Source organism: Kocuria sp. GQ42 (assembly GCF_059758435.1).
In genome coordinates this window covers 78,612-90,642 of sequence record NZ_JCAXEN010000009.1, presented here as the reverse complement: position 1 = coordinate 90,642, position 12,031 = coordinate 78,612, and the positions used below count along the sequence as shown (strand labels likewise).

Annotated in this window: 9 protein-coding genes; 4 read left to right on the top strand and 5 right to left on the bottom strand. The window is 73.1% G+C overall.

What is annotated here, in order from left to right; all coding sequences use genetic code 11:
- The first annotated feature begins 296 nt into the window (after window positions 1-296).
- The 3 genes from AC6CH6_RS16930 (at window position 297) to AC6CH6_RS16920 (ending at window position 4,147) form a co-directional block, all read left to right on the top strand.
- A complete protein-coding gene (locus tag AC6CH6_RS16930) occupies window positions 297-1,931 on the top strand; it encodes an ATP-binding cassette domain-containing protein (RefSeq protein WP_498256008.1) in 1,635 nt (544 codons plus the stop codon).
- Window positions 1,932-2,136: 205 nt separating this feature from the next.
- The gene (locus AC6CH6_RS16925) at window positions 2,137-2,832 is read left to right on the top strand and encodes a ferritin family protein (protein ID WP_498256007.1); all 696 of its coding nucleotides are present in this window, start codon (window positions 2,137-2,139) and stop codon (window positions 2,830-2,832) included.
- Window positions 2,833-3,031: 199 nt separating this feature from the next.
- Window positions 3,032-4,147: an NAD(P)-dependent alcohol dehydrogenase gene (locus AC6CH6_RS16920; RefSeq protein ID WP_498256006.1), complete on the top strand. Its 1,116-nt coding sequence runs from the start codon at window positions 3,032-3,034 to the stop codon at window positions 4,145-4,147.
- A 49-nt stretch (window positions 4,148-4,196) separates the two neighbouring features.
- On the opposite strand, the gene AC6CH6_RS16915 is transcribed toward AC6CH6_RS16920, so the two are convergent.
- A complete protein-coding gene (locus AC6CH6_RS16915) occupies window positions 4,197-4,871 on the bottom strand; it encodes an SDR family NAD(P)-dependent oxidoreductase (RefSeq protein WP_498256005.1) in 675 nt (224 codons plus the stop codon).
- Window positions 4,872-5,091: 220 nt separating this feature from the next.
- On the opposite strand from AC6CH6_RS16915, the gene AC6CH6_RS16910 reads away from it, so the two are divergent.
- Window positions 5,092-6,018: a hypothetical protein gene (locus AC6CH6_RS16910; RefSeq protein ID WP_498256004.1), complete on the top strand. Its 927-nt coding sequence runs from the start codon at window positions 5,092-5,094 to the stop codon at window positions 6,016-6,018.
- Between the two features lie 150 nt (window positions 6,019-6,168).
- Here the strand turns inward: AC6CH6_RS16910 and AC6CH6_RS16905 are convergent, their stop codons facing one another.
- The 4 genes from AC6CH6_RS16905 to AC6CH6_RS16890 form a co-directional block, all read right to left on the bottom strand.
- Window positions 6,169-7,800, bottom strand: a complete 1,632-nt coding sequence (locus AC6CH6_RS16905) for an AMP-binding protein (protein WP_498256003.1) — start codon at window positions 7,798-7,800, stop codon at window positions 6,169-6,171.
- A 96-nt stretch (window positions 7,801-7,896) separates the two neighbouring features.
- Window positions 7,897-8,742, bottom strand: coding sequence for an IclR family transcriptional regulator (locus AC6CH6_RS16900; protein ID WP_498256057.1), 846 nt, complete (start codon window positions 8,740-8,742; stop codon window positions 7,897-7,899).
- Window positions 8,743-8,878: 136 nt separating this feature from the next.
- Window positions 8,879-10,828 carry a BCCT family transporter gene (locus AC6CH6_RS16895; protein WP_498256002.1) on the bottom strand — a complete coding sequence of 650 codons (1,950 nt, stop codon included), beginning with the start codon at window positions 10,826-10,828 and terminating at the stop codon, window positions 8,879-8,881.
- Window positions 10,818-12,017 carry an aromatic ring-hydroxylating oxygenase subunit alpha gene (locus AC6CH6_RS16890; RefSeq protein WP_498256001.1) on the bottom strand — a complete coding sequence of 400 codons (1,200 nt, stop codon included), beginning with the start codon at window positions 12,015-12,017 and terminating at the stop codon, window positions 10,818-10,820. The genes AC6CH6_RS16895 and AC6CH6_RS16890 overlap by 11 nt, the downstream gene beginning before the upstream one ends.
- Between the last annotated feature and the right edge of the window lie 14 nt (window positions 12,018-12,031).

The window sequence follows — 12,031 nt, the reverse complement described above, 5'->3', positions numbered from 1 at the left end:
GGGAGGAGGGCGACAGCCACGGTATGGAACCCGCGTTTCATCGACGACGCCACAAGATGTCGGAATCGTTTAATGCAACTCGATTCATGCTGGAACGATCGTTTCATCCGGGCGGGGCACCCCGGAGGTTGCTCACCCCGGCTATCCTGGGGCGACCATGTTCCACCACTTCTTCCTCTGACGGGTTCCGGATCCCGCCGCGCGTCCGCCGCGGCGGTCCGTCGTCCTGCCCACCCGTCCCCTCGTCAGGAGCCCCGGCCGTCCGGCCGCGCGCGGCTCCGCCCACCGGAGGAAGCATGTCCGCCGTTCCCGTCCACCGTCCCGCCGTGCCCGCGGGCGAGCACGCCCAGCTGACCGCCACCGGGATCCGCCTGGTCCGCGGCTCCCGCACCGTCCTGGACGGGCTCGACCTCACGATCACCCCCACCACCCGCCTCGGCGTGGTGGGGGAGAACGGCCGCGGCAAGACCTCGCTGCTGGAGGTGCTCTCGGGCGCCCTCCTCCCGGACGCCGGCACCGTCCGGCGCTCCGGCACGCTCGCCGTGGTCGATCAGGAGCTGCCCGTGCCGCCCGAGGGCACCGTGGGGGACCTCCTGGATCTCGAGCTCACCGCCGAGCACACCGCGGTGGCGCAGGTCGAGGCCGCCGCCCGGGCCCTCGCCGCGGACCGGCCGGACGCCCCGGAGCAGTACGCGCAGGCGCTGGCGGTCGCCCAGGCCCTCGACGCCTGGGACGCCGACCGGCGGGTGGATCTCGCCCTGCAGGCCCTGCACGCCGTGTCCGACCGCTCCCGGGTGCTGGGCACCCTCTCGGTGGGCCAGCGCTACCGGGTGCGCCTGGCCTGTCTGCTCGGCACCGTCCACGACCTCCTGCTGCTGGACGAGCCCACCAACCACCTCGACGCCGCGGGGCTGGCCCACCTGGGGGCGGCGCTGCGGGAGTTCCGCGGCGGCGTGGTCCTGGTCAGCCACGACCGGCGGCTGCTGGGCCAGGTCGTGGACACCGTCCTGGACCTGGACCCCAGCCGGGACGGACGCCCGCGGTGGTACGGCGGAGGGGTGGCGGGCTGGCGCGCCGGCCGGACCACCGAGCGCTCGCGGTGGATCCACGACCACCGGGAGCAGCAGGCCGAGCACGCCCGGCTGGCCGGGAACCTCCAGCGCGCCCGCTCCCGCCTGGTCGACGGATGGCGCCCGGACAAGGGCACCGGCAAGCACACCCGCGCCACCCGCGCGCCGGGGCTCGTCCGCTCGGTGCACCGCCGGCAGGAGGACCTCGAGCGGCACCGCGTGGACGTCCCGGAGCCCCCGCTGGAGCTGTCGGTGCCGGAGCTGCCGGCGCTGCCCGGCGTCGAGCTGGTGCGCGCCGAGGGCGTCGCGGTCACGGGCCGGCTGCTCCGGCCCGTCGACGTGGTGCTGGGGTCCGGGGAGCGGCTGGTCGTCGCAGGCCCCAACGGGGCGGGCAAGTCCACCCTGCTGCAGGTGCTCGCCGGTGCGCTGGCTCCCGACGCGGGGCGGCGCATCGCCGCCCCCGGGGCGCGGATCGGCCACCTGCTGCAGGACGGAGTCCGGCACGGGGCGCGCTCGGCCCAGGAGGTCTACGAGCAGGAGCTCGTCCGGCTCGTGCTCGCGGACCGGCTGGCCGAGCACGAGGTGGCCCCCCTGGAGTCCCTGGGGCTGCTGGCGGCGCGGGACCGCGGACGCCCCGTGGCGGAGCTGTCGGCCGGACAGCGGAGGCGCCTCGAGCTGGCCGTGGTGCTGGCGTCCCGGCCGCACGTGCTGCTGCTGGACGAACCGACCAACCACCTCTCGATCGCCCTCGTGGACGAGCTCACCGAGGCCCTCGCCGCCACGGCCGCGGCCGTGGTGCTGACCACCCACGACCGGCAGCTCCTGCGGGACACGAAGGGCTGGCCGCGGCTGACGCTCTGACGGCCCCGCTGTGGGCGGGAGCAGGACGGGGGCCGGCCCCGGACCGCGGAGCAGAGGGTCGGTCCGACGCCGTCACAGAGGGGCGCGGCGGCGTCACACCTCTTGATCCCGCATACCCCCTGGGGTATGTTGTGATCGGCGTCACCGCAGACCGACGAGCCGAGCGACCCCGCCGGGCCGCTCCTCCCAGGATGGAGAACGGATCATGCACCAGAGACTGATCGTCCCGGCCGCCGCGGTGCTCCTCGTGACGGCCGTCAGCGCCTGCACTCCGCAGGCTTCCCCGCCGACCGGGGACGGCACCGTCCCGACGCCGAGCCCGTCGAGCTCGGCGACGACGAGCCCCGCGTCGCCGGGCCCGACCGCGACGGGCCCGGCGACGCAGCCCGGAACGGCGCCCGCCTCGGGCGCTGCCGGCGCGGTCCCCTCGGTGTCGATGCCCCCGGCCCCGGCCGACCCGCTGGCCGCGGCCGCGTGGGAGGCCCTGATGTCCCCCGAGGGCGAGTACGCCGCCTCGGCGCAGTACCGGGCGGTCGTCGACGAGTTCGGCCCCGTCGAGCCGTACGCGAGCATCCAGGCCGCCGAGGAGCAGCACGTCGACGCCCTGACCCGCCAGCTGGAGCGGCTCGGTGTCACGGTCCCGCCGAACCCCTACACCGGGCGGATCCCCGCGCCCACGGACCTCGAGGCCGCTGCCACCGCCTGGGCGGCCTGGGAGACCGAGAATATCGCGCTCTACGACCGGCTGCTGGAGGAGGTCCGCGGGGACGAACCCCTGACCCGCGTCTTCACCAACCTGCGCAGCGCCTCCCAGGAGATCCACCTGCCGACGTTCGAGGCCGCGGCGGCCAACGGGGGCCGGCTCACCCCGGAGCAGATGAGGGAGCTGGGCCACCGCTGACCCGGCGCACCTCCCGCGAGAGGGGCGCGCCGTGGCCGCCCGCGGGCCGTCCGCCGTCTCCGGCGCGCGGATCGGCTCCGGCCGCGTCGTCCTGTCCGGTCGGGACCGACCCGCCCCGGGAAGCCGCGCCCGCCCCTAGACTGCCGAGCAGGGGTCGCGTGAGCCGCGTCACCGCACCGGGAGTGCCGAGGAGGACACCATGAGGATCCGCGCCGCCGTCGTCGAGGGGATCGGGGCCCCGTTCGAGCTGGAGGACGTCGAGCTCGCCGAGCCCGGCCGCGGGGAGGCGCTGGTCCGCATCGTCGCGACCGGGGTCTGCCACACCGACGCCATCACCCGTGCGGGCGACATGCCGCTGCCGCTGCCGGGGATCCTGGGCCACGAGGGCGCGGGGATCGTGGAGCGGGTCGGCGAGGGCGTCAGCGCCGTCGTGCCCGGCGACCGGGTCGTCATCGGGTGGCCCTCGTGCGGAGCGTGCCGCAACTGCCTGGACGGGCAGCCCCGCTACTGCGCCCGGACCGGAGAGGCTCTCGTCTCGGGCCGCCGCTTCCGGGGCGAGGACGCAGGGACCTCGGCCTACACGCGGGCGGACGGCTCGGAGGTCTCCGGGCACTTCTTCGGCCAGTCGTCCTTCGCGACCCACTCGATCGTCCTCGCCGACGCCCTCGTGAAGGCGCCCGACGACGTGCCGCTCGAGCTGCTCGGACCCCTGGCCTGCGGGCTGGGCACGGGCGCCGGCGCGGTGCTCAACGAGGCCCGCCCGGAGCCGGGCTCGTCCCTGGTGGTCTTCGGCGCCGGGGCCGTGGGACTGGCCGCGATCATGGCCGCCCGCTGCACCGCCGCCACCACGGTCGTCGCCGTGGACCTGCACGACTCCCGGCTCGAGCTGGCCACCCGCTACGGGGCCACCCACGTCATCAACTCCCGGGACACGGACGTGGTCGCGGAGGTCGCCCGGATCACGGGCGGCACCGCCGACTACGCCTTCGAGTGCACCGGGGTGGTCCCCGTCGTGGAGCAGGCCGCGGACTGCGTGGGCATGCTGGGCACGCTCGTGCTCATCGGCGGCGCGCCCGCCCAGGCGCGCTTCAGCCTCGACCACATGCACGCGCTGTGGGGCAAGCGGATCGTCGGGGTCCTGGGCGGCGGCAGCCGCAGCGGAAAGTTCATCCCCGCCCTGATCGACCTCCACCGGCAGGGGCGGTTCCCCTTCGACGAGCTGGTGCGCTTCTACGAGCTCGACGAGATCGAACAGGCCCTCGCCGACAGCGGCTCCGGGGACGTGGTCAAGCCCGTCATCCGCATGCCCCGGTGACACGGCGCCCCACCGCCGCGGCGGGTCCGGCGGGCACGGGCACCCCGGTTCAGTCGATCCGCAGCTCGTGGACGCCGCGCTCGAGGCCGCGCTCCACCGCGGCGATGACGTCGTCCACGTTGTGCCCCGGCGGCAGTCGGGGCGGCAGGCCGGTCAGCGCCCGGTCCACGAGCCCGGTGTCCATGTGCGGCAGCCGGGCGTCCATCACCGCGATCCGACGACGGCGCAGCTCCCGCCGCAGCGACCCCAGCCACGAGGCCATGGCCGCCTTGCTGGCGGCGTAGCCGGCCATCCCGGCCAGCGGCAGCTCCGCGACCACCCCGGTGAGCACCGCGATCGCGCCGCCGTCCGCGACGTGGGGCAGGGCCGCCCGGATGACGGCCATGGGGCCGAGGGCATTGACCTCGAACAGCTCCTCCACGACGGCCTCGTCCTCGTCGGCCGCGGGGCCGAACGCGGCGACCCCGGTGGCGATCACCACGGCGTCGAGCCCGCCGAGCTCCTCGGCCGCGCGGCGCACCACCTCCGCCGCCTCGTCGTGGTCCACGAGGTCGAGGGCGTGGGCCGCGTGCAGGCCGAGCCCGCGCCGCAGCTCCTCCGCGGCGGAGGCGGAGCGACCCGTCACCACGATGTCGGTGGTGCGCTCGCTCAGCCGTTCGCACAGCCGCCGTCCGAGGACGCCGGTCGCTCCCACCACGAGGATCCTCGCGCCGTTCAGGTCCATGGCCCCACTCCTGTCCCCGGTGCGGCCCCGGAGCGGGCCGTGCCCCGAGCGTACCCAGGCTCTCCGACAGCGCCCAGGAATCTGCGATCCCACAACGATCGCCGGGTGCCCGCCGTCCGCCGTTGCCGACCGCGAACCGGGCGGCGTAGCCTGCAGTCCTCGGAGCCGGGCCGGGCGCACGCCCGGGGCGCTGGTGCTCCGCGATCGGGGGGCCGTCCACATGTCACCGACCACGTCACGATCGACCCGGGCGCTGGGCGCGGCCGCCGCGGCCCTGCTCCTCCTGGTCTCCTGCGGCACCCCGTCCGGCGGAGACCCCTCCGCCGAGGGCACGGGTCCCGCCGCGTCGCCGGCCGCCACGGCGGCGGAGTCCTCCTCGGCGCCGGCCCCGGGGTCGAGCGCGCCGGACCCCGGGGCCACGACCACGGCCCCGGCCTCGGACCCGGCTGCGAGCGGGACCGCCGACCCGGCCCCGAGCCCGTCCGCCGACTCCGGCGCGGGGCCGACGGGCACCCCCACCGCCGGCCCCACGGCGAGCCCCGACCCGGGCCCCACCGTGGACCCGGGTCCTGCTCCCGCCGAGCTCGTGACCTACTCCGGCACGGCCGCCGACGCCGCCTTCGCCTTCGAGCTGCCCGCGACGTGGAGCGTGGACGGGGACTTCTCGGACGTCGGCGGCACGGTGACGGTGCTCGGGCCGGACGGCGCTCCCGTCGGCCACCTGTCGGTCCTCATCGCCTGGGGCGCCGAGTGCGGCCCCAACTGCTCGATGCCGCCGGTGACCCACCTCGGGGACGTCCCGGGGAGCGTGCCCCTGTCCAGCAGCGGGGAGTTCGTGGTGCGCTCCGTGGCCATGGACCTGACGTCCGCGCCCGAACTGCGCAACGCGTACGGCTGGCCGGACGCCGTGCGACTCGTGACCTCGCTGACCGATGCGGACGCCCCTCCGCCCACCACGATGCTGCCGCACGTCCTGTACGGCCTGGGGCTGGTCGAGACCGGGGTGGTCGCGCCCAACGGCATCACCTACCGGACGGTGATCTTCAGCTCGATCCACGACTTCCCCACGCTCGAGGCCGCCCGGGAGTACGCCGGATCGGAGCAGCACCGGCAGGTCGAGGCGATGATCGCCTCCTTCCGCGCGTAGCCGCGAACCCCGGCCGCCCCCAGCGCCCGAACACATCGGCCCCCCTGAGCGGTCGGCAGATGTGCGGAGGTCTCGTCGGGGAACCGGGGAACCGGGGAACCGGGGAACCGGGGAGGTCGCGGAGGGGGAGGGACGGAGGCTGGCGCGGTGTCAGGACCGGAGGTCCAGCATCCGCACGGACTCCTCCCGCATCTCGACCTTCCGGACCTTGCCCGTGACGGTCATGGGGAACTCGTCGGCCACGTGGACGTAGCGCGGGATCTTGTAGCGGGCGATCCGGCCGTCGCAGAAGGAGCGCAGAGACTCGGCGGTGAGGGGCTCCGCGCCGTCGCGCAGCCGCAGCCATGCCATGACCTCCTCGCCGTACACGGGGTCGGGCACGCCGATGACCTGGGCGTCGAGGACGTCGGGGTGGGTGAGGAGGAACTCCTCGACCTCCCGGGGGTAGATGTTCTCCCCGCCGCGGATGACCATGTCCTTGATCCGGCCCGTGATCTGCACGTACCCGTCCTCGTCCATGGCGCCGAGGTCCCCGGTGTGCATCCACCCGTCGTGGTCGATGGCCTCCGCCGTCCGCTCCGGCTCGTTCCAGTAGCCCTTCATCACGCTGTAGCCACGGGTGCAGAACTCCCCGGCGGTCCCGCGCGGGACGGTCCCGCCGCTCAGGGGATCGATGATCTTGACCTCCAGGTGCGGCCCCACCCGGCCCACCGTGGCGGTGCGGCGCTCGAACGAGTCGTCCCGCCGGGTCTGGGTGGACACGGGCGAGGTCTCCGTCATGCCGTAGCAGATGCTCACCTCCCGCATGTTCATCCGCTCGATCACCGCGCGCATCGTGGGCGCCGGGCAGGTGGAGCCCGCCATGACGCCGGTGCGCAGGCTCGAGAGGTCGAACGCGTCGAGGGTCCCGAGGCCGAGCTCGGCGATGAACATCGTGGGCACGCCGTAGAGGCTCGTGCAGGACTCGCGCTCCACCGCGCGCAGCGCCGACTCCGGGGTGAACGCCGGCGCGGGGAGCACCGCGCAGGAGCCGTGGGTGGTGCACGCCAGGTTGCCGATGACCATGCCGAAGCAGTGGTACAGGGGCACCGGGATGCACACCCGGTCGGTCTCGGTGTAGCCCAGGAGCTCGCCGATGAAGTACCCGTTGTTGAGGATGTTGCGGTGGCTCAGCGTCGCGCCCTTGGGGAAGCCCGTGGTGCCGGAGGTGTACTGGATGTTGATCGGGTCCTCGGGGTCCAGGCCGGCGGCGATCCCCGCCAGCAGGGCCTCGTCGACCTCGGCGGAGGCCGGCTCGTCCCACCCGGCGGTGCCCATGACCACGACCCGGCGCAGGTCGGGGCACCCGTCGCGCACCTCGTCCAGCATCCCCGGGTAGTCGGAGCTCCTGAACCGGGGGTGCGTCACCACGGTGCTGGTCCCGGACTGCCGCAGGACGTAGGCCAGCTCGTGGGAGCGGTAGGCCGGGTTGATGTTGACGAGGACCGCCCCGAGCTCGGCGGTGGCGTACTGCACGAGCGTCCACTGCCACGTGTTCGGCCCCCAGATCCCGACCCGGTCCCCGGTCCGCACGCCGAGCCGGTGCAGCCCGGTGGCCAGCGCGCGGACGTCGTGGTGGAACTGCGCGTAGCTCCAGCGCCGGCCGGCGCCCACGTCCACGAGGGCCTCCTGCTCGGGGCAGCGCGCCACGGTCCCCGCGAGGTTCTGGGGGATCGTCTGCCGCAGCAGCGGCGGCTCGGTCTCCCCGGCGTCGTAGGACAGGTCGGCGTTCGGCGCTTCCACGGGCGGTCTCCCAGCTCGGTTAATCCATATTAACCAACGCTCGCCAATGTACGTGACGTGGACCACAGGGACCAGGACGTCGCGGCGCGGGTCCTGCTACGCGGAGTCGTCGAGGGGGGCGTACCCCATGCGCCGGCTGACCCGCAGGCCGGCCTCCTTGAGGTCCTCGACCAGGTCGGCCATGTGCTGCTCCGTGAACCGGAACGCCGGTCCCGAGACGCTGATCGAGGCGATGACCGTGCCGAGATGGTCCCGCACGGGCACGGCGACGGAGTTCAGCCCGATCTCGAACTCCTCGCACACGGTGGCGTAGCCCCGGGCGACCACGTCGATCAGCTGTCGCTCCAGCTGCTCCTTCGACGTGATCGTGCGCGCGGTGAGGGCCGGCATGCCCTGGTCGCGGAGGACGTGGGCCCTCTCGTCGGACGGCAGCCCCGCCAGCAGCACCTTCCCGCTGGCGGTGGCGTGCAGGGGGGTCAGGCTCCCGATCCAGTCGTGGGTCGCGACCGAGGAGGGGCCCATCTCCTGGTCCACGTTGACGGCGTGGCCCTCCCGCAGGACCGCCAGGTTGACCGTCTCGGAGTGGGTCCGGGCCAGGCCGCGGACCTCGTCGCGCGCCTCGGCCACCACGCTCAGCCGGCCGGGGATCGCGTGCGCCAGCCGAAGGATGCCGAACCCGAGCTGATACGGGCTCCCGTCGCTCGGGTGGTGCACGAGGCCCCGGGACTCCAGGGCGCCGAGCAGCCGTGAGGCAGTGGACTTGTGCACGCCCAGCTCCGCAGCCACCTCGGTCACCGTGGAACCACCGGTCCGGGCGAGGACCTCGAGCACCGTGATGGCCCGGTCCACGGACTGCACGCCCCCCGGGGTGACCCCGTCCGTGCCGGGCTGCTCCTTGGCGGCGTCGGGGGCGGTCGGGGGTCTGGGGCCGGGGGAGGACATGACTCCATGGTAGTCAATCGTCATCGTCGCGCTCCGTCCGCCCCGTCCGCTCCACCCCGGCCCGCCGGGGTGGAGCGGGCCGGGTGCCCGGAAGCGTGCCGTGCGGGCCGGGCGCGTCCCGGACCGTCCCGCGGCGTCATGGGCGGGCCGCCTTCTTCTTCCGGACCTGGCCGTTCTCCTGGCCCTTCACCCGGGCGTAGATCGGCTGCCCGGCGGCCGTGGCGTCCACGGCCTGGATCTGGCCCGTGGGCGGGTCCGCGCTCTCCTGGGTGACCAGGGTGAACTTCTGGTGCCCGTACTCGTCCACGGCGGTGCGGATGGCGCGGCGCACCACGGAGTCGGACAGCCGCTGGCGCAGCCACATCGGATCGGCGCGCAGGTCGCGGGTCAGGGCGATGCACAGGACGCACATCACGAGGACGAACGGCAGCGCGGCGACGATGGTGAGCCGCTGCAGACCTCCCAGCGCCTCCGCGGGGGTGTCCCCGCCGGCCAGGAGCATGACGGCCGCGACCGCCCCCATCAGCACGCCCCAGAAGATCACGACGGGCTTCGACGGCTCGAGGCTCCCGCGGGAGCTGAGCGAGCCCATCACGATGGACGCCGAGTCGGCGCCCGTGACGAAGAAGATGGCGGTGAGCACCATGGCCAGCACCGCCAGGCCGATGGTCAGCGCCTGCGGAGTGCCGAGGTTGTTGAACATGTCGTAGATCGCGCCGTCGAAGGAGATGGTGGGGACGCCGTCGACGACCGTGGCGATCCCGTCGCCGGGGTCGGGGGTCGCGTTCGCCGTCCGCTGGATGTGGATGGCGCTCCCGCCGAAGACGGCGAACCACAGCAGGGACACCAGGGAGGGCACCAGCAGCACGCCGGTGACGAACTGGCGGATGGTGCGACCGCGGCTGATACGAGCGATGAACATGCCCACGAACGGTGTCCAGGAGATCCACCAGGCCCAGTAGAAGATCGTCCAGCTGGACAGCCACGCGCGCATGTCCTCGCCGCCGGAGGCCTCGGTGCGGGCGGCCATCTCCGGCAGCTGCTGGAGGTAGGAGCCGATCGCGTTGGGGATGAGGTTGAGGATGAACAGGGTGGGCCCCACGACGAAGACGATGAGGGCCATGACCACCGCGAGCACCATGTTGGTGTTGGCCAGGAACTGGATGCCGCGCTCGATGCCCGACACCGCCGAGGCCACGAAACAGAAGGTGAGCACCGCGATGATCAGCACGAGCATCGGGGTGGCCACCTCGCCCACCACGCCGTTGAACTGCAGACCGCTGCCGATCTGGAGCGCGCCCAGCCCGAGCGAGGCCGCGGAGCCGAAGAGCGTGGCGAAGATGGCCAGGATGTTGATGATCTTGCCGCCGGCGCCGTCGACCGCCCGCCGCCCGAACAGGGACACGAACGCCTCGGAGAGCAGGTTCTTGCGGCCCAGCCGGAAGGTGCCGTAGGCGATGGCGATGCCGAGCACCGCGTACATGGCCCAGGGGTGCAGCGTCCAGTGGAACAGCGACGTGGCCATGGCCGTCTCGACGGCTTCGGCCGTGCCGGCGTCGACCGTGGCCGGCGGCGGGGAGATGTAGTAGTAGAGGGGCTCGGCGACGCCGTAGAACATCAGGCCGATGCCCATGCCGCACGCGAACATCATGGAGATCCACGAGACGGTCCTGAACTCCGGTCGTTCGCCGTCCTTGCCCAGCGGGATGTTGCCGAACCGGCCCAGGGCCAGCCACAGGACGTAGGCGACGAACAGGGAGGACAGCAGCACGAAGATCCACCCGGTGTTCTCCAGGACCCACCCCAGCGCCGCGGTCGAGACGGTGGACAGGTTCTCCGTGCCGACGAAGCCCCAGACCACGAAGGCGACGACCAGGGCGCCGGTCACACCGAAGATCACCTTGTCCAGGCCCCGGGGTTCTCCCTGGAGCGCGCTGCGCCGTTCCTGGACCCCCTCCCTGAGCTCGCCGAGGATCTGGGTCTCCTCGGCCTCCGCCTCGTGGAGGTGCGTCGTGTCGTCGACGGGACAGGCCGGCGGGGCTTCCGCGTCCGACGACGGGCTCGGTGACGGATTCTCAGTGCTCATCGTGATCCCCTCCCGGGAAGAGGTGCTGCGGCCCGGTCCCGGAGGGCCGGCGTGGCCCCGTCCCGACGACGTCGCCGACCTTGTCGGTGATCCAGTCGTGGAAGGCGCCGATGTGGTGCTCGGAGGGGACGAGGACCCCGCCCTTGGCATAGATCTTGGAGCCCATGGCGGGCTGGCAGCGTTCGCAGGCGTCGAAGTCCTGCTGGTTGACGCGGTGGAAGAGCTCCACGGAGGCGTTGACGTCCTTTCCGGAGTCCACGACCGAGGGCAGGTAGAGCCAGTCGCACTCCACGACGGTGTGGTCCGGAGCCAGCGGGAACATGCGGTGGATGATGACGTGGTCGGGGACGAGGTTGACGAACACGGTGGGCTTGACGGTGATGGCGTAGTAGCGGCGGTCGTGGTCGTCGTCGACGCCGGGCAGCTTGTCCAGGCCCTCGGAGCCGTCGATGGTGAAGCCCTGCACACCGTCGCCGAACTCCGCGCCGTGGCCGACGAAGTACTGGGCGGCGAGGCCGTCGGCGAACTCGGGCAGCACCTCGGTGAGTTCGGGGTGGATGGTGGCGCAGTGGTAGCACTCCATGAAGTTCTCGATGATGAGCTTCCAGTTGGCCTTCACGTCGTAGATGATCCGCCGGCCCAGGGAGAGGTTGGCGATGTCGTAGCCCTCGATGGCCTGGGTGTCCCCGAGGCGCTCCTGGATGTCGCCCATGACGTCCTCCTCGAAGGACGGGGGGTTGTCGGCCAGGCAGACCCAGACGTAGCCGAGGTACTCGCGGACCGGGATGGTGACCAGGCCGTACTCCTGGCGGTCGATGTCGGGCATCTTGGTGAGGTTGGGGGCGGCGATGAGCTTGCCGTCGAAGTCGTAGGTCCAGGCGTGGTAGGGGCACTGGAAGGAGCGCGCGGCCTCGCCGGCGTCCTCCATGCACAGCTTCACCCCGCGGTGGCGGCAGATGTTGTAGAACGCCCGGATGCCGTGCTTCCGGTTGCGGGTGATGATGATGGACTCCCGGCCGACCTGGACGGTGCGGAAGGCTCCGGGCTTGTCCAGGTCGGCGGCGCGCACGGCGCAGAACCACATCTGCTCGAAGATGCGCTCCTGCTCGGCGCGGAAGACTGCCTCGTCCACGTAGGTGGAGCCGGGCAGGGTGGAGATCAGGGACTCCGAGACAACGTTGATCGACAACACGAACTCCTGGG